Source organism: Martinezella rhizogenes (assembly GCF_000799715.1).
Taxonomy (GTDB): Bacteria; Pseudomonadota; Alphaproteobacteria; order Rhizobiales; family Rhizobiaceae; genus Rhizobium; species Rhizobium rhizogenes_C.
On record NZ_JUHG01000017.1, the window covers coordinates 254,099 to 270,995 of the forward strand.

Annotated in this window: 15 protein-coding genes; 13 read left to right on the forward strand and 2 right to left on the reverse strand. The window is 59.5% G+C overall.

What is annotated here, in order from left to right; all coding sequences use genetic code 11:
• The first annotated feature begins 182 nt into the window (after positions 1–182).
• The 8 genes from EX00_RS25545 (at position 183) to EX00_RS25580 (ending at position 9,101) form a co-directional block, all read left to right on the forward strand.
• Positions 183–440: a hypothetical protein gene (locus EX00_RS25545; RefSeq protein WP_047464229.1), complete on the forward strand. Its 258-nt coding sequence runs from the start codon at positions 183–185 to the stop codon at positions 438–440.
• 115 nt (positions 441–555) lie between these two features.
• On the forward strand, positions 556–1,482 hold the full coding sequence (locus EX00_RS25550; protein ID WP_047464231.1) for an ArsR/SmtB family transcription factor: 927 nt from the start codon (positions 556–558) through the stop codon (positions 1,480–1,482).
• A gap of 226 nt (positions 1,483–1,708) precedes the next feature.
• Positions 1,709–3,217, forward strand: coding sequence for an arabinosylfuranosidase ArfA (arfA, locus tag EX00_RS25555; protein WP_047464233.1), 1,509 nt, complete (start codon positions 1,709–1,711; stop codon positions 3,215–3,217).
• A gap of 202 nt (positions 3,218–3,419) precedes the next feature.
• On the forward strand, positions 3,420–5,321 hold the full coding sequence (locus EX00_RS25560) for an ABC transporter substrate-binding protein (protein ID WP_047464234.1): 1,902 nt from the start codon (positions 3,420–3,422) through the stop codon (positions 5,319–5,321).
• A gap of 118 nt (positions 5,322–5,439) precedes the next feature.
• Positions 5,440–6,444, forward strand: coding sequence for an ABC transporter permease (locus EX00_RS25565; protein WP_047464236.1), 1,005 nt, complete (start codon positions 5,440–5,442; stop codon positions 6,442–6,444).
• 3 nt (positions 6,445–6,447) lie between these two features.
• Positions 6,448–7,305, forward strand: a complete 858-nt coding sequence (locus EX00_RS25570) for an ABC transporter permease (RefSeq protein ID WP_047464238.1) — start codon at positions 6,448–6,450, stop codon at positions 7,303–7,305.
• A 3-nt stretch (positions 7,306–7,308) separates the two neighbouring features.
• Positions 7,309–8,298 carry an ABC transporter ATP-binding protein gene (locus EX00_RS25575; protein ID WP_047464240.1) on the forward strand — a complete coding sequence of 330 codons (990 nt, stop codon included), beginning with the start codon at positions 7,309–7,311 and terminating at the stop codon, positions 8,296–8,298.
• The gene (locus EX00_RS25580; protein WP_047464241.1) at positions 8,295–9,101 is read left to right on the forward strand and encodes an ABC transporter ATP-binding protein; all 807 of its coding nucleotides are present in this window, start codon (positions 8,295–8,297) and stop codon (positions 9,099–9,101) included. Before EX00_RS25575 ends, EX00_RS25580 begins: the two co-directional genes overlap by 4 nt.
• Before the next feature lie 36 nt (positions 9,102–9,137).
• Here the strand turns inward: EX00_RS25580 and EX00_RS25585 are convergent, their stop codons facing one another.
• Positions 9,138–10,493, reverse strand: coding sequence for a lactonase family protein (locus EX00_RS25585; RefSeq protein WP_047464243.1), 1,356 nt, complete (start codon positions 10,491–10,493; stop codon positions 9,138–9,140).
• A 107-nt stretch (positions 10,494–10,600) separates the two neighbouring features.
• Here EX00_RS25585 and EX00_RS25590 point away from each other — a divergent pair, with 107 nt between their 5' ends.
• The gene (locus tag EX00_RS25590) at positions 10,601–11,485 is read left to right on the forward strand and encodes a LysR family transcriptional regulator (protein ID WP_047464245.1); all 885 of its coding nucleotides are present in this window, start codon (positions 10,601–10,603) and stop codon (positions 11,483–11,485) included.
• A gap of 148 nt (positions 11,486–11,633) precedes the next feature.
• Here EX00_RS25590 and EX00_RS25595 read toward each other — a convergent pair whose 3' ends face one another.
• Positions 11,634–12,029 carry an SgcJ/EcaC family oxidoreductase gene (locus EX00_RS25595; protein ID WP_202903771.1) on the reverse strand — a complete coding sequence of 132 codons (396 nt, stop codon included), beginning with the start codon at positions 12,027–12,029 and terminating at the stop codon, positions 11,634–11,636.
• Positions 12,030–12,304: 275 nt separating this feature from the next.
• Here EX00_RS25595 and EX00_RS25600 point away from each other — a divergent pair, with 275 nt between their 5' ends.
• From EX00_RS25600 to EX00_RS25615, 4 genes are read left to right on the forward strand one after another with little or no spacing between them, the layout of a single operon-like run.
• Entirely contained in the window at positions 12,305–13,399 is a 1,095-nt protein-coding gene (locus EX00_RS25600; protein ID WP_234709109.1) for a sensor histidine kinase, read from the forward strand.
• On the forward strand, positions 13,396–14,049 hold the full coding sequence (locus EX00_RS25605) for a response regulator (RefSeq protein WP_047464253.1): 654 nt from the start codon (positions 13,396–13,398) through the stop codon (positions 14,047–14,049). Before EX00_RS25600 ends, EX00_RS25605 begins: the two co-directional genes overlap by 4 nt.
• A gap of 11 nt (positions 14,050–14,060) precedes the next feature.
• Complete coding sequence (locus EX00_RS25610) at positions 14,061–16,397, forward strand: PAS domain S-box protein (RefSeq protein WP_047464522.1); 2,337 nt, start codon at positions 14,061–14,063, stop codon at positions 16,395–16,397.
• Positions 16,394–16,870 (forward strand): response regulator, encoded by a 477-nt coding sequence (locus tag EX00_RS25615; RefSeq protein ID WP_047464255.1) that lies wholly within the window; start codon positions 16,394–16,396, stop codon positions 16,868–16,870. Before EX00_RS25610 ends, EX00_RS25615 begins: the two co-directional genes overlap by 4 nt.
• The last annotated feature ends 27 nt before the right edge of the window (positions 16,871–16,897 follow it).

The window sequence follows — 16,897 nt, forward strand, 5'->3', positions numbered from 1 at the left end:
GAAGTGGCGTGAGGGAATGTTGATGGTCGAGGTGTAGCCCGTCACCTGCTTTGCCTGCAATTGCGTCCAGGCAAAGTCGAGGCAACAATGGTTTGCCTTCGTCGCAAACACCGCCGTCATCCAGATTTTGCCATCCGAATCAGATCAGTGCGGCCGATCGACACTAGTGAGACGGAAAATTGATGACGCTCAATGCAAGCGACGTGGGCCTTACCGAGGCGATGAGCCGGTACTTTATAGTGAAAGCAGAAGTGAGGGAATTGAAAGCGCGGCTGGAAACGGCAAGGCGCGAGGCCGGTGAGGATATCAAGACTTTTTACAACCCTCGTTCCAACCTCAATCACGCGATCGATATCCTGCGATCGCATGTGTTGAAAAAGGAAATGGTCTCTCTGATGAAACAGGCGGAGCTCCTCTGCGGGCATTCGGCGCAGCCATAACCACACGCAGGGGATTAGCCCACCAAGCTCGAAATCAATCCATATTCATTGATAGCCTTGTTAAATCAGAAATGCTGATATAAATGAAAGTAATTGATGGGGCACGCAGGAAACGATGAAGCGCGGCTTTCTAACGATCTATGCCGGAGAGAATGCCGCGGCGCTGCGGGCACTTTCCGTGCCCGCGCGCGTGGACATGCTCCGGTTGCTATGCTCCAAGGGCCCGCTGAATGTGAATGAAATCGCGCGGGCCCTGGACCTTCCGCAGTCGACGGTTGCCACCGGGATCATGATCCTGGAAGAGGCCGGACTGGTCGAGACCAAGGCGGCAAAAGCCCGCAAGGGATACCAGAAGATCTGTTCAGCACTTTATGATGAGATTCTTGTCAGCTTCGAGGACATGGCTCCGAAGCACGACGAGGATGTGATCGAGGTGGCGATGCCGATTGGTCTTTACACGAGCTGCGAGACCCATGCGCCGTGTGGCCTCTGTTCGACCGAGGGGGTGATCGGCCTGCTCGATGTTCCCGACTATTTCCTTGATCCCCAGCGCATGCAGGCCGGTTTGCTCTGGTTCGGACGCGGGCATGTGGAGTATAAATTCCCCAACAATGCCAAGATCCTGAACAAGAACGTCAATGCCATCGAGTTCTCGATGGAGCTCTCCTCCGAGGTCCCAGGAACCAATCCCGACTGGCCCTCGGACATCACCATCTGGGTCAATGGCGTCGCCGTCGGCACATGGATGTCGCCGGGCGACTATGGGGACAAGCGCGGTGCTTTCACGCCGAACTGGTGGAAGCTTGAGGGCTCCCAATACGGCAAGCTCAAGACCTGGCGGATATCGAAAAAAGGCACATTCATCGACGGCGTTGCCGCTTCGGATGTCACCATCGATGACCTGGCCATCAGCCAGCATTCCTCGATCCGGCTCAGGATTGGCATCGCCGACGATGCACGCCACACGGGTGGCGTGAACATATTCGGCCGCGGCTTCGGCAATTACGGTCGCGATATCCTCATGCGGATTGATCTCTCGTAAATTCAAATCACAAATTGTGATATATAGCCGGCATTCCTATGGAATGGCCGTCTCTGGTCATTTTCACATAATTCATTGAAATTGCTATTTTTTGTCTAAATTTTCCGCAGTGCAAGATGATTTTTTAGCTTGGACGGCGCATAAATTGGCGTTGACGGCTTGCCAAAAGTGTATCAGCATCTAGGTATAAGAACGAAATATCTGATACATATACGGGAGGATAGCAGTGAAGGCGCAAGTAGTCATCCATCGCGATTTCCGGATTGCCGATATCGACGATCGGCTCTACAGCTCGTTTCTGGAGCATCTGGGCAGGGCGATCTACGGGGGCATCTATGAGCCCGGTCATCCGACCGCGGATGCGGACGGATTTCGCCAGGACGTTATCGAACTGGTTCGCGAACTGAATTCTCCTTACTGCCGCTATCCCGGCGGCAATTTCGTATCCGCCTACAATTGGGAAGACGGGGTAGGCCCGCGTTCGGAACGCCCCGTGCGTCTCGATCTTGCCTGGCGTACCCGCGAGAGCAACCAGATCGGCGTCAACGAGTTCGTCGATTGGTGCAAAAAGGCCAACACCAAGCCGATGCTGGCCGTCAATCTGGGGTCGCGCGGTCTGGATGATGCACGCAACTTCCTGGAATATTGCAATCATCCGGGTGGCACCTATTGGTCGGACCTGCGCCGCAAACATGGCTGGGCCGATCCCCATGGCGTGAAACTGTGGTGCCTCGGCAACGAGATGGACGGTCCATGGCAGGTTGGCCATAAGTCGGCTTACGAATACGGCCGGCTGGCCGACGAGACGGCCAAGGCGATGCGCGGTTTTGACAAGTCGCTGGAGCTGGTCGTCTGCGGTTCGTCCAATTCGGAAATGAAGACCTATCCCGACTGGGAAGCGCAGGTTCTGGAACAGTGCTACGACAGCGCCGACCATATCTCGCTGCATATGTATTTTGCCAATCGTGAGAAGAACACGCTGAATTATCTCGCCAAGGCGGAGAAGCTTGACCGCTATATCGGCACGATCGGCGGCGTGATCGATTACATCAAGGCGAAGAAGCGCTCGAAGAAGACGATCGGTATTTCCTTCGATGAATGGAACGTCTGGTATCATTCGAACCAGCAGGACAAGGACATCCTTGCGCGGGACGAGTGGCCGGATGCGCCGCACCTCCTTGAAGATGTCTATAATTTCGAAGACGTCCTTCAGGTCGGCGGTATTCTGAATACCTTCATCCGCCGGTCCGATCGGGTCCGCATCGCCTGCATCGCCCAGCTCGTGAACGTGATCGCGCCGATCATGACGGAGGATGGCGGTCCCGCCTGGCGGCAGACCATCTATTATCCGCTCTATTTCGCTTCGAAATACGGCCGCGGCTTCGCGCTTCGGCTGGTCACCGACGGTCCGACCTATGACAGCGACGAGGCCGACGACGTGCCTTATCTCGATGTCTCCGCCGTTCATGACGCCACGGGGAATACGGTCACCCTGTTTGCCGTCAACCGCCACCTGGACTCCGCACTCGATCTCGACACCCGGCTGGAAGGTTTCCCCGGCGCGCGCGTCATCGAGCAGTACGAGATGGTTCATGAGAAGCTTGAGGCGGTCAACACGGCGTCTCGGCCCAATGCGGTCGTTCCCGCCAAGACGGGTGACGCAAAGATCGAGGATGGCCGGCTTCGCGCTACGCTGAAGCCACTGTCCTATAACGTGATCCGGCTGTCGGTATGACAGTTGGCTGCCGGGACGCGGTTAACGCGCCCCGGCCTGCAATGACGTTCGGCGTGTCGCGAGGAGGCGATACATGTCGGTACGGTGATCTGTTGCGAGCCGGTTTGGACATCAGGTGTTCAAGGTCCGGCTAACGCAGGGAGTTTGAAAGTCACGGCATGTCGTTTGGCGTGTCGTCCGATGGATAACTAGGGAGGAGATCATGCAGAAGTGGAAGAAGCTTGCTTTCGGTGCCGCGCTGGCCACGTTCGGCCTGGTCGCGGCGGCCAAGGCACAAGATTATGCGACCTTGCCACGCAAGGAGACGCTGATCGTCGAGAATCCGGAAGGGACGATCAAGAATCCCGGTTGGTTCAATATCTGGGTCAATGGCGGCGGCGGTGTTTCAACCGGCCTGCAGCAATTGACGATGGATACGCTCTGGTACATCGACCCTGAACAGGGGCTTGGTGGCTCGGCCTGGGACAATTCGCTCGCCGCCGACAAGCCGCAATATAATGACGATTTCACCCAGATGACGGTCAAGCTACGCAAGGGGCTCTACTGGAGCGACGGCGTCGAATTCACCGCCGATGACGTGGTCTATACGGTGAAGACCCAGATGGACCATCCGGGCATGAACTGGAGCGCTGCCTTTTCCGTGCAGGTCGCCAGTGTCGAGGCTCCGGACCCCTATACTGTTGTCTTTAAGCTCAAGCAGCCGAATTCGCGGTTCCATGCTCTTTTCACCGTGCGGTGGAACGGTGCCTGGATCATGCCGAAACATGTTTTTGAGAAAGTTGCCGACCCGGTTCGCTATGATTTCGCCAATCCGGTCTCGCTCGGCGCCTACAAGCTGAAAAGTTTTGATCCGCAGGGCAAGTGGTACACTTGGGAAAAACGTGACGACTGGCAGCGCACCTCGCTTGCCCGCCTGGGCGAGCCGGGTCCAAAATATGTGAGCTATGTCGATCCGGGTCCGCCCGATAAACGCACCATCGCGCAGCTGGAGCATAATCTCGATATCATCCACGACAACACGCCCGAGGGCATGTTCACGCTGAAAGAGAAGTCCAAGACCGTCGAAAGCTGGTTTCCGGGCTTCCCCTTCGCCCATCCCGATCCGACGCTACCGGCGGTAATCTTCAACACGCAGGATCCGCTGTTTAGTAACGCCGATGTCCGCTGGGCGCTGGCGCTGCTTATCGATATCAAGGCAGTCGACATGGCGAGCTATCGCGGTACCGCCACGCTTTCGGCGCTTGGCGTTCCGCCGACGGCCATTGCCATGAAGGATTATCAGGCGCCGTTGCAGGATTGGCTCAAGGATTTCGAAGTCGATACCGGCAAGCGCAAGATCAAGCCATATGATCCGACGATCGGCCAGCAGGTCGCCGACATGCTGCGCAAGCAGCCCAAATACAAGGATCAGATCCCGACCGATCCGGCCGCGATCAGCACGGCCTTCGGTTATGGCTGGTGGAAGCCAGATCCGCAGGCCGCGGCCGAGCTTCTGGAAAAGGCCGGCTTCAAGAAGGTTGGCGGCAAATGGATGACGCCGGATGGCCAGCCCTTCAAGATCCGCCTGACGGTGGAAGGCGATACGCGTTCGGTCTTTACCCGCGCGGGCACCTTGATCGCCCAGCAATGGGCAGCCTTTGGCATCGATTCCAAGGCCGTACCGACCGTAAATCTCTGGCAGGTCGGCCTCCAGCCCGGCAATTACCAGGTCGCTATTGCCTGGAGTGTCGAAACATGGGGCGGCGATCCGGACCTGTCGTTCTTCCTCGACAGCTGGCATTCGGATTTCGTGGCCAAAAAGGGTGAAAATCAGGCTGCCCGCAACTGGCAGCGCTGGTCCAATCCGGATCTCGACAAGATCATCGAGAATATTCGTCGGGTGAGTGCCGACGATCCGAAGGGTATCGAGCTTGGCAAGGATTATCTGAAGCTTGTCGCTCGCGAAATGCCGACCATTCCGCTGATGTCCTACAACGTCTTCACGTCGATGGATACCACCTACTGGAAAGGCTACCCGACGATCGCCGACCCTTATACCGATCCGGTTCCCAATTGGGCGAATTCCCGGCTGATGATGGTCAAGCTGAAGCCGGCGCAGCCATAAATCCTCCCAACCCTGACGCGGTATCTGCCGCGTCAGGCACCTGTCGCCGGGCGTTAAGCGGGTCCGGCGACCCTTTTTTGAAGAGTGATCAAGCGCAAGCAGCAAGGAAAGCGGCGGCATGGCGTCCTATCCCATTTTCGTATTGAAGCGATTCGGCCAGTTCCTGCTCGTTGTCTTTCTCGGCATTTCCGCAACCTTCTTCATCACCCATATGACCCCGATCGATCCCGTCGAGCAGAGTATCGGCGCCATCCAGCAAATGGGGCAGTCCGATCCCCGCGCCGTCGATCTCATGCGCCAGTCGCTTCGCGAGCTATACGGCATGGAGGGCTCGCTCTGGCAGCAATATGTGCATTTCTGGGCGCGTCTTGCGACCGGCGATCTCGGGCCTTCTCTCTCCGCATTTCCGACGCCGGTCTCGACCATCATCCTGCGGTCCCTTCCGTGGACGATCGGTCTGATGACCGTTGCGACGCTGTTCACCTTCATCCTCGGCAATATGATCGGGGCGCTCGCGGGCTATTACCGCAAGAGCATGGTGCTGAAAGCCGTCAGCCTCGTCTTCATCGCGATGCAGCCGATCCCCTATTACATTCTCGCCTTCGTGCTGATCATCCTGTTCGGCTATCTCTGGCCGATCCTGCCGATCAACGGCGGCTATGAGATGAACACCAATCTGGAGTTCTCCTTCTCACTGGTGCTCGACATCCTGAAGCACTCCATCCTGCCGGCGCTGTCGCTGATCCTTGTCGGCACGGGCGGATGGCTGATCGGCATGCGGGCGCTGGTCTCCAACATTATCACGGAGGATTATGTGACCTTCGCCGAACTTGGTGGCGTGCCGAAGAACCGCATCCTGCGCTCCTACATCGCCCGCAACGCAATGGTGCCGCAGTTCACCGGCCTTGCCATGTCGCTGGGCGCGGTCTTCAACGGCACAGTCATCACGGAGATCGTCTTCGGCTATCCCGGCATCGGCAACCTGCTGATTTCGGCGGTTCATGCCGGTGATTACAGCCTCGTTTTGGGGCTGAGCGCACTGTCCATCGCCGGTGTCGCCGCCGCGGTGTTCATCATCGATATATTGGGTCCGCTGATCGACCCGCGCATCAGGGTGGAGTAGGCCATGTTCACGATCGTTCGCGACCTCGCCCGCCAGAATGCGGAATTCCTTTGCGGCCTGCTGCTTTTCGCAGTGATCGTCGCGCTGGTGATCCTGTCTTATTTTTCGCCCTATGCTCCTTCCGACATCTATCTTCTGCCGCCTGACATGCCGCCAGACGGTGACTACTGGCTCGGTACGACGTCTCGGGGGCAGGATGTCTTCTGGCAGCTCACGACCGCTCTCAGGAACACGCTTTATTTCGGCATAGGGGTGGCATTCCTGTCCCGCATCATCTCGCTGGTGGTCGGTCTTGTGGCGGGCTACCTCGGTGGCACCGTCGACCGGGTGCTGATGGCGATCAACGACAGCATCATGGTCATTCCACAGTTTCCGCTGCTGATCCTGTTCTACTTCGTGCTGAAAGACGGAATGACCTGGACCGTGCTCATCGTGGTGATGGCCTCGCTCGGCTGGTCCTACGACGCGCGCCTGATCCGCTCTGTGGCGATCAGCCTCAAGAGCCGGCCGTTTACGACCCAAAGCGTCTATTCCGGCATGAGCATGTACAAGATCCTGGTGCAGGAGCATCTGCCCTATGTACTGCCGATCGTCTTCGCAACGACGATGAACAACATGATCTGGTCGATCGGCATGGAAATCACGCTGTCGGTGCTCGGCTTCACGGATATCGAAACGCCGACCATGGGCATGATGATCTACTGGGCGAACGCGCATTCGGCGCTGATCGCCGGAACATGGTGGTGGGTTGCCGCTCCGGTGGCGGCGATCATCGTGCTGTTCATGGCGCTCTTCCTGCTGTCGATGTCGATGAACGAATACAATGATCCGCGCAGTCGGCTGAACCGGATGGGGGGCTAGATCATGGACGCTGTGGTCGAGGTCAAGAACCTCAAAGCCTACTATAAAGCCTTCCTTTATGGCGTAGACCGCGAGGTGCGCGCCGTCGACGATATCAGCCTGACGATCGGTCGCGGGGAAATTTACGGCGTCGCCGGGGAATCGAGCAGCGGCAAGACGACGCTCATCAAGACCATCGCCGGCGCCATCCGTCCGCCGCTGAGGGTTGTCGAGGGCAGTGTCACCTTTCACTTCAACGGCGGCACACAGGATATCTATGGTATGACTGCGGAGGCACGGGCGGCGCTGAGATGGCGGCATCTGTCCTACATCATGCAGGGCTCGATGAACGTGCTCAATCCCGTGCGGCGCATTCGCCACTCTTTCACGGATTTCGCCTTTCGCCATATGAAGGTGGACAGATCCGCCTTCTTCGAACGGGTCGCCAGCCATCTGCAACGGCTGAAACTCGATCCCCAGCTTCTCGATGCCTATCCTCACGAACTGTCCGGCGGCATGCGCCAGCGCATGACGATCGCGCTTGCCACCATCCTGACGCCGGAGTTCATCATCGCCGACGAGCCGACGACGGCTCTCGATGTCATCGTGCAGCGCGACGTCTTGACGATGATCCGCGAGATCCAGCGCGATATGGGGTCCTCCTTCCTGTTCGTCACCCATGACATGGGCGTCCATGCCGCCGTCTCCGACCGTATCGGCATTGTCTATGCCGGCCGCCTGGTCGAGGAGGCGCCGACCCGCAAGCTCTTCCATATGCCGCTGCACCCCTACACGCAGCATCTGGTCGCGAGCCTTCCGCGCATCGGCGACGCAAGCTCCCGGCCCTCGCTGGAAGGGCGGCCGCCCAATCTCGCCATGCCGCCGGAAGGCTGTCGTTTTCATCCGAGATGTCCGAAGCGCATGGATATTTGCAGCCGCGAGGTGCCGCCGATGGTCAATGTGGAACCCGATCGGCGCGTGGCCTGCTTTGCAGTGACGGGAGAACGGATTTGAACGATCTGCTTTCGCTCTCGCATGTTACCAAGATCTACCGGCAGGGCGGTCTGCTCGGCGGGCGCCATATCACCGCCGTCAAGGACGTCAGCCTGACGCTGGGGCAGGAGCCGGAGATCCTGTCGATCGTCGGCGAATCCGGGTCGGGGAAGTCGACCATTGCGGCGATGATCCTCGGCCAGACGGCGCCAACGGAGGGACGGCTGGATTTCCGGGGCAGCCCCGTCGCGGTTCATGGCAGGGCCGAGCGGCGCGCCTTCATGCGGCAGGTCCAGCCGGTACTGCAAAACCCGTTCGAGGCCTTCAATCCGCTGAAGCGGGTGGATCGCTATCTCTTCGAGACGGCAAGGAGTTTCGCGCCGGACGGCCAGCGACCAAGCCGCGAGGAAATCGAGCGCATGGCGGATAGAGCGCTGCAGCATATCGGTCTGAGCTTGGCCGAGGTGAAAGGCCGGTTTCCCCATGAGCTGTCGGGCGGGCAATTACAGCGCACGGCAATTGCCCGCGCGCTCATACCGCAACCGCGGCTTCTGGTCGCCGACGAGCCGGTCTCGATGGTCGACGCCTCTCTCCGGATGGCGATCGTCAATCTCTTCAGTCAGCTGAAGAAGGATTTTGGCCTGTCGATCATCTACATCACGCATGATCTTGCGACCGCCTATTACATCAGCGACCGCATCGTCATCATGAAGAAGGGCGAGATCGTCGAGCAAGGGCAGGCGCAGACCGTTCTCGACAATCCGCAGCATCCCTATTCTCAGGCGCTCAAGGAAGCGGTGCTGTCCACCACACCGGAAATCTAGCGACCCCCGAAGATTATGCGGAGAGCCGGCGTCTTTTTACCGTGCCACGTCAACGTGATGAACGCCGTGAGGCAATGGAATGCGTCCGACCCGTTCAAGCGCCGGACGATCGCTTTTGACGACGCGGAATACCTCGAGGCCAGCGCCGGTTTCCCGATTTGCCCCGTCGTGACCATGGAAGACGGTGGCGAGAAAATAATCGCCGGCAAGATCGAAGCTTCCGCCCTCTGGCAGGACCCCTTCGAAGGGGTAGTCCGCCACTTTCGCGATGGCGCCGGTTTCCGGATCGAATGTGAGCAACGTCACCGTTGCTTCACGACGGAAGCGTTGCCAACTCGGCAGGAAGGCGGTCGAGCGCATGTTGACGGTGGCGACAAGCCGTCCGTCTGGACTGATTGCGAGCCCTTCAGCGGCCATATCCGTCGAAGCGCCGCCAATGCGTTCATGGCGGGCTTCCTCGCCCGATATGCCGGGATCGGCGAGGCGTACCACGCTGATTGAGGATGGCGTCTCTGGAATCCGGCCTTCAAGATTCGTCGCGGTGAAATCGCGACCCCAGTCGGATGTGAGATAGAAACGGCCATCCGGGGTGAACCGGCCGACGAAGGGATCGGCGCCGACGTCAACGGTATTTCCCCATGGCCGGAGGATCGGTTTGCCATCCTTTTCCGTCACCTCGAAGAAGGCGACGCGGTTCTGCGTATTGATATTGACGGCGATGAACCGTCCGGATGGATGCCAGTGGACGTTGGTCGCGGTTACACCACCACGAGCACCACTGGCTTGCCCGGTAATGCCGTAGTCCCTCAGGTCAAAATTGGCGACCGTGCCGAAGCGTCCTTCTGCATAGGGCACGATCTGCACGAAGCTTGCCTCGGGCGTATTGGAGACGACCGCTAGGCGCGTCGCGTCGGGGCTGACGGATAATCCTTCCGGAAAGTCCGCGACTTCGGCGGTATCGGTAAGACGTGGGGCCGCTTTGTCGGTAAGGTCGATGGCGAGGAGACGCCGTCCCGGCTGAAGATCGCGTATCGTTTCATCGCCGTCCCGGCGCTCGCCGAGGCGCTCGGTGACGAAGGCTACCCGTCCGTCGCGGGTAAGGGCAAGGACCTCCGGCGTTGCGGTGACGGAATTGGAGGCCGGCAAGGTTCCGGTAATAATTTTGCCGTCGGCGATCGAGATGACGGTGAGCAGGTCGCGATGACCGGCCTCCCGTGGCGCGAGGCGACCTGTCGCGTAGCTCTGTCCGACGAAGTCGCCATCGGAAATCGCGGCGATGGTGCCAGCGGAAATGCGCCCGGTGAAATCAGGTAACTCTGTGGCTACCGCCTGAATAGCAGCGGAGTTGAGCAACAGGACGAGTGCATGGCGGGTCAGGAGATTCCGGTACATTCTTGCTCCTTTCTCGGATCGATGAGACAAGAATGCGCGCGATCCTGATTGGCATCAAATCGGAATATCGATTGCTGTAATAAGGAATCCCTATAAGATATCGGGGAATGGATATTCGCGCCCTGGCCTGCTTCGTTGGCGTTGCGGAAGAGTTGCATTTCCGTAGGGCTGCCGAACGGCTGAACATCACCCAGCCGGCGCTCAGCCAGCGTATTCGCGTGCTGGAGGAGGAAATCGGCACGCCGCTGCTGGAGCGGGACCGCCGCCACGTTGCCTTGACGCCGGCGGGAGCAGCCTTTCTGGAGCCGGCGCGGTCCGCGGTCGCGAATGCAAACCTTGCGAAAACCCAGGCGCTTCGCGCCGTGCGTGGCGAACTCGGCCGATTGCGGCTCGGTTTCACCGTCATCGCCTTTTATGGAATGCTGCCCGAAGCCGTTCGCGTCTTCCGTGGCCGTTATCCGGATGTGGCGGTGGAGTTGGTCGAGATGAACTCACCGTCGTTGGAAGCCGCGCTTGTGGCGGGCGACATCGATCTCGGCGTTCTGCACCCACCGCTGGTAATGTCCGAATTGACCACGCGAACATTGCCGGAGCAGCAACTGGTTCTGGCGCTGCCGGCGATGCACCCTTTGGCGCGGCGGAAGATAGTCGCCGTTGCCGATCTTGAAAACGAGCCCTTTCTGATCGCGCCCCGTGCTATCGGGCCCAGCATCTATGATCGCGTCATCGCACTATTCCAAGGCCAAGGTATCAGCCCCCACATCGTCCAGGAGGTGACGCCGATGACGACGCTTACCGGCCTTGTTGCGGCCAGCGTGGGTCTGGGCTTTGTCACCGAAGGCATCGCGACGGTGGCGCGGCCGGGGGTGGTTTTCCGGCCGGTCGAGCCGGAGCCGCCAAGCTTGCCGATCGCCGCTGCCTGGCGCGCGCCGGATCTGTCGATGCCGGGCGAACGTTTCCTCGAAATCGTCGCGGCATTTACCCAAGCTTGAGCGATGTCGGCTGGGGATTGTCGAGCAGTTTCCAGACCTCGTTGCTGTAAGTGACCACGCGGACAGTGATGCGTCGGTGATCAAGCTGGCACAAGCACGTCCGACGCGCCCTGTTTTGGGCGCATCGGACGCATCTTGCGGTCTGGCCTTAGCTATGCGCTTCCGGCATCGCCGAAGAATGGTGCGAGGTGATCAGCCATTTTCCGTTCTCGAAGTCGTAGGTGAAGGTATAGCGGGCCGGAACCTTCGTGCCGTCGGCGAGCGTGAAGGTATAGGTGCCGGTGTCGACGGCCTCGTTGCAGCCGATCTTGATCGTGCGGCTATCGATCTTGCCTTGTGGCTTCTTCTTCAGGAAGTCTACGAAATAGGCTTTGCGCTCTTCCTGCGTCAGGCGGGGCTTGTTGGAGAGCGTCGGCAGGAGAACCGCGTCCGGGGCGTAGTTCTCGACAACCTTTTCCGGGCTAAGCGTTGCGAGCGACGTGTTCCAGCGGTCGAAGAGGCCTTCCACCTGCTTTTCGGTGATCGGCGTGCATTCGGCGGCCATTGCCTGGCCAGCCAGGACAGAAGCGACGGCGGCGACCATGACAAGTTTATACATAAGGGGGTATCTCCAATTTTGACTGTTTTCTCCGGCCTCATCGCCGGTAGCCTGAAGATAAGTCTGGTCAAATGGCGAAACGATCTGCCGGTCGGCGGTGAAATGATATGCCGGTTGGCGTATGTTCATCGGCTTACGGAACGTTTATCTAAGGCAAGATCGGGGCATCAGGCTCCGGCTCATGCCAGAGACCAGAGACAGTGGAAAACCTAGAATCTCCCGTGAGAGAACTGCGTCGGCTCTACAGGGAGTCCGAAGCAAAGGCCGCGCGCCTGAGACTGATCGTCGAGGCGCGAACCATTCTCGACACAATGGACTTCGAGATCGCCGCCCGGCAGGTGCTTGCCCTTGTCTGTTCCTTCTGCGGCGCATCCGCCGCGCGGATCGAGTTTCCCGACGATCCGGCGGTTGAGGCCATTCGGTACGAACGCGGTGCGTCGACACCGTCCTTGGGAATCGTTTTTACCGTCAATCTTGAGGGAAACGATCCCAAAATCTCTCTGTCCCTTGCGCCCGAGATACAGGCACTGACTACTGACGATGACCGGCAACCGCTGAAAATCGTCGCAGACCAGCTTCTGGCGGCTCTCAACGACAAGAGGCGCCGGCGGGAGCGCGAAGCTTTCACGGAGGCGTTGCGGAGCCGGGAAGCCATGCTTGCCCACTTGGTCGGGGAGATGATCGGCGCCCAGGAAAAAGAACGTGCCCGCGTTGCCTATGATCTGCACGACGGTGTCGCCCAGAGCCTCGTCAGCCTGCTTCTCCATCTGCAAGCGGCAACCGCCGGTCAGGATATCGAAGCGCAAACCGCGCGGAAGCTGACCAACTGCATTGATCTTGCCCGTCGCTGCGTCGGCGACATCAGGCTGGCCATCGCCGATCTCAGGCCGGCCGAGCTCGATGATCTGGGTCTTTCAGCGGCGATCCGGGCGAAATTGGATTCGATGCGGATCGAGGATGTCTCCTTCTCGGATCAGCTCGGTGAGACACGGCTGCCGCGTGCCGTCGAGATCGTCCTTTATCGCGTTGCCCAGGAGGCGCTCGCCAACGCCGAAAAGCACGCGGCCTGCAAGCATGTCCGAATTGAGCTTGCCGAAAACGCGCAAGGGATCGTCACGCTGACAGTGTCCGACGATGGGCGCGGCTTTGCAGTGGGTGATCATCGGCCGGAGAGGGGACATGGCGTCGGCCTGCCGGCGATGCGCGAGCGCCTGGCGCTGGTCGGCGGAACTCTGTCGATCGACAGCGCGCCGGGCGCTGGAACCCGGCTGCTGGCGGAAGTGCCGACCGATTTGAACCGGGAATCGTCTCCATGAAGACTGCATCGATCGTCATTGCCGACGACCATGATCTCGCGCGCTCGGGGATTGCCGCTGTCCTTGCGACATCGGAGAGCCTGGACATCGTCGGCCAGGCAAAGAACGGGCTGGAGGCGGTCGAGCTGTGCGATCGCTTGCGCCCCGATCTCATTCTCCTCGATATCCGTATGACGCCGCTCGACGGTCTCGGGGCTGCCGCCGAAATCCGAAAAGTCGCTCCCGATACCAAGATCGTCATGCTCACCATGCATGAGAGCATCGACTACCTCAGTGCGGCGATCAAGGTTGGAGCAAGCGGCTATCTCCTCAAGGATGTCAGCCGCGAGAGCCTGCTGCGCACCATAGACATCGTGCTGGACGGACAGGCGTTTTTCGACACGGATCTGATGCGCAGGATGCTGGCGAGGATAGATCGTGAATCGCCGGCGGAAACGGTCATTGAGAGACTGACGAACCGGGAGCGCGAAATTCTCTGTAGCCTGACCACCGGCGAAACCAACAAGGGTATCGCGCGAACGCTGTCGATTTCGCCGGGGACGGTGAAAGTGCATGTCGAGCGCATCCTGAGCAAGCTTGGGGTTAATGATCGCACGCAAGCGGCGGTTCTGGCGATCCAGGCGGGCCTGCTGCGAAAGGACGAGCTTTGACGACCGGCGACATGACCGACAAGACGGGCCTGTCCCTTCGTTTCCTCGATCAGCCTCTTGCCCGCAAGGGAGTGATCGTGATCGCACTTCCATTGATCTGCCTGCTGATCGCTCTCGGATCGGTGTTCCTGGCCGATCGGGAAAGCCGTCGCGCGGAAGATTATGTGCGCGTGACCTTCGCCATCCAGTCCGACATTCTGGAGCTGCATGCGCTTCTGGCGGAGGGCGCCTCGGGTGTTCGCGGTTATCTCTTGACTGGAGACGCGGCGTTTCTCGCGCCTTTCGAAAAGGCCAATGCCGAACTCCCTAGCGTTTTCGCCGCCATGCGGCCGTTGATAACCGACGCCGAGCAGCGCGCCCGCCTTGACGGCATGGAGCCGCTGGTCTTCCAGAAGCTTGCTGGCCTCAACGACCTGCTGGACAAGGGCCGTGGGAGCAATCAGTCGATCAATGACGACATGCGCCGGACGCTGGTGGACAACAAGGTGGTGCTGGACGAGTTGCGCGCCCGCATTCAGCAGATGCGCGCACGAGAGGATGCTCTTCTTGAAGAGCGGACGAAGCAAGCGGATGCCATCCGTGACAGAGCCCAGTGGATCACGATCATTGGCGCGATTATTGGCCTGGTCGGCTGCGTGGTGGCGATCATTCTGATGTCGAACGGCATCGTCCGACGGGTTGCCTCGCTGCAAAAGACCGCGCGCCTTCTGGCGATGGGACAGCCGGTGACATCAAAAGAAAATGCGCGCGACGAACTTGGCGTGCTGTCGCGAGCGCTTCAGGAGGCAAGCCTACTCCTGAAGGAACGAGAAAGCGCGCTCCGCGAGAGCGAGGAACGCTTCCGCCTCCTCGTCGATGGCGTCCACGATTATGGAATTTTCGGGCTCGACCAACAGGGGCGGGTGGTGAGCTGGAATGCGGGCGCCGAGCGGATCAAGGGCTATACGGCCGACGAGATCATTGGCGAGCATTTCTCGCGATTCTATCCGCAAGAGGTTCGCGATACGCTGCCAAGCCAGGAGCTTGAGCGCGCGCAGGCCGATGGCCGCGTCGAAGACGAGGGGTGGCGGGTGCGCAAGGGCGGCTCGCGTTTCTGGGCCAATGTCGTGGTCACCGCGCTTCGCGACGAGAATGGCAATCCCCGGGGCTTTTCGAAGATTACCCGCGATATCACCGATCGCAAACGCAACGAAGAAGAGCTGCTGGCCGCCCGATATAAGGCTGAGCAAGCGAGCGAAGCCAGAAGCGCCTTTCACTCGCGCTTGAGCCACGAGTTCAGGACGCCCCTCAACTCCATTCTCGGCTTTGCCCAGATTCTGGAAATGGATCTGGAAGAGCCTGAAACGCAGGCAAGCCTGGCGCAGATTCTGAGGGCCGGCCGACATCTGCTCAGCCTGCTTGACGATTTGCTCGACCTGGCTCGCATCGATGCCGGACGGATGGAGCTCTATATCGAAACACTGGATGCCGGCGAGATTGTCGGGGAGGCGGTCGACCTTGCCCGTCCGCTTGCCGCGCCTCGCAAGGTCGGCATTGTCGTCGAGGTCGATCATGCCGCCGGTGCGGCTATCATCGTCGACCGGCGGCGCCTTCTCCAGGTGCTTTTGAACCTTCTATCCAATGCGATAAAGTTCAATCGCGAAGGCGGAATGCTTCGCATTTCCGCCCGGCTAGCGGAAGGCGATATGCTCGCCATCGACATCAGCGATACCGGCTTCGGTATTGCCGAGGATCGGAAGGAAAAGCTGTTTCTGCCCTTCGAGCGCCTGGGTGCCGACAGTTCCGCCACATTGGGAACCGGGTTGGGGCTCTCTTTGTCGCAGCATTTGATGCAGGTGATGGGCGGGAGGCTGGAGCTTAGCTCCACCAGCGTCGATGGTTCGACATTCACCGTCTTTGCACCGGCGGTGCCAGGTTCGGCGGTTGCGGTTCGTCATGCCGTCAGCGGAGCTGTGGATGCTCCCGCTGGCAAGCGCGGATTGGATATCGTGCTCTGTATCGAGGACAATCCCGCCAGCCTGAGCCTGCTGGAAAATGTGCTGTCCCGCCATTGCAACGCCAAGGTCATTCCCGCCATGCTCGGCGATCTCGGATTGTCGCTGGCGCGCGAGCATCGGCCGAATCTCATCCTGCTCGACATCAATCTTCCGGATATCAGTGGCCTGGAGGTATTGAAAAGTCTAAGGGCTGATAGTGATACGCGCGCCATACCGGTGATCGTCATCAGTGCCGATGCGACGGAAGTGACGCGGCAGGGCGCGCTGCAGGAGGGGGCGACACGCTTTCTTGCGAAGCCGCTCGATATAAGACAGTTCCTGCAGACGCTCGACGAGGTTATGGCGCAATGAACCCGCAAATCGATATCGCCGCCGAGGCGAGCGTTCTGGTCATCGATGACGAGGCCGCAAATGTCGCACTTCTGGAGCGCCTGTTGCGCCGTGAAGGGTTCCAGAAGGTGACGACGACCACCGATCCGAGGGACGCCACCCGGCTTTTCAGCGAGGTGAGCCCGGACATCATCCTGCTCGATCTGATGATGCCCCATATCGACGGGTTTGCTCTTCTGAACACCTTTTCCCGGCTGATCGGGCCGACATCCTTTATTCCGATCGTCGTGCTGACGGCCGATATTTCCATCGAAACCCGGCGCAGGGCTCTGTCGCTCGGCGCCAAGGACTTCCTAGTGAAACCGATCGATGCGGTGGAAACTCTTTTGAGAATATTCAATCTGCTCGAAACACGCTTCCTGTTTCGTGCATTGACCGAGTTGACGGGGCAGTCTCCATTCGTCCGGCGTGGGGGCGATCCCGCTAGCCGCTGAGGGAAGAGAGGCTGCAAACGACAAAGG

Bases quoted from the DNA above. Each gene is read 5' to 3' on its own strand.
- EX00_RS25545 (WP_047464229.1), top strand. From the start codon at position 183: ATGACGCTCAATGCAAGCGACGTGGGCCTTACCGAGGCGATGAGCCGG.
- EX00_RS25550 (WP_047464231.1), top strand. From the start codon at position 556: ATGAAGCGCGGCTTTCTAACGATCTATGCCGGAGAGAATGCCGCGGCG.
- EX00_RS25560 (WP_047464234.1), top strand. From the start codon at position 3,420: ATGCAGAAGTGGAAGAAGCTTGCTTTCGGTGCCGCGCTGGCCACGTTC.
- EX00_RS25565 (WP_047464236.1), top strand. From the start codon at position 5,440: ATGGCGTCCTATCCCATTTTCGTATTGAAGCGATTCGGCCAGTTCCTG.
- EX00_RS25570 (WP_047464238.1), top strand. From the start codon at position 6,448: ATGTTCACGATCGTTCGCGACCTCGCCCGCCAGAATGCGGAATTCCTT.
- EX00_RS25575 (WP_047464240.1), top strand. From the start codon at position 7,309: ATGGACGCTGTGGTCGAGGTCAAGAACCTCAAAGCCTACTATAAAGCC.
- EX00_RS25585 (WP_047464243.1), bottom strand. From the start codon at position 10,493: ATGTACCGGAATCTCCTGACCCGCCATGCACTCGTCCTGTTGCTCAAC.
- EX00_RS25590 (WP_047464245.1), top strand. From the start codon at position 10,601: ATGGATATTCGCGCCCTGGCCTGCTTCGTTGGCGTTGCGGAAGAGTTG.
- EX00_RS25595 (WP_202903771.1), bottom strand. From the start codon at position 12,029: ATGGCCGCCGAATGCACGCCGATCACCGAAAAGCAGGTGGAAGGCCTC.
- EX00_RS25605 (WP_047464253.1), top strand. From the start codon at position 13,396: ATGAAGACTGCATCGATCGTCATTGCCGACGACCATGATCTCGCGCGC.
- EX00_RS25610 (WP_047464522.1), top strand. From the start codon at position 14,061: ATGACCGACAAGACGGGCCTGTCCCTTCGTTTCCTCGATCAGCCTCTT.
- EX00_RS25615 (WP_047464255.1), top strand. From the start codon at position 16,394: ATGAACCCGCAAATCGATATCGCCGCCGAGGCGAGCGTTCTGGTCATC.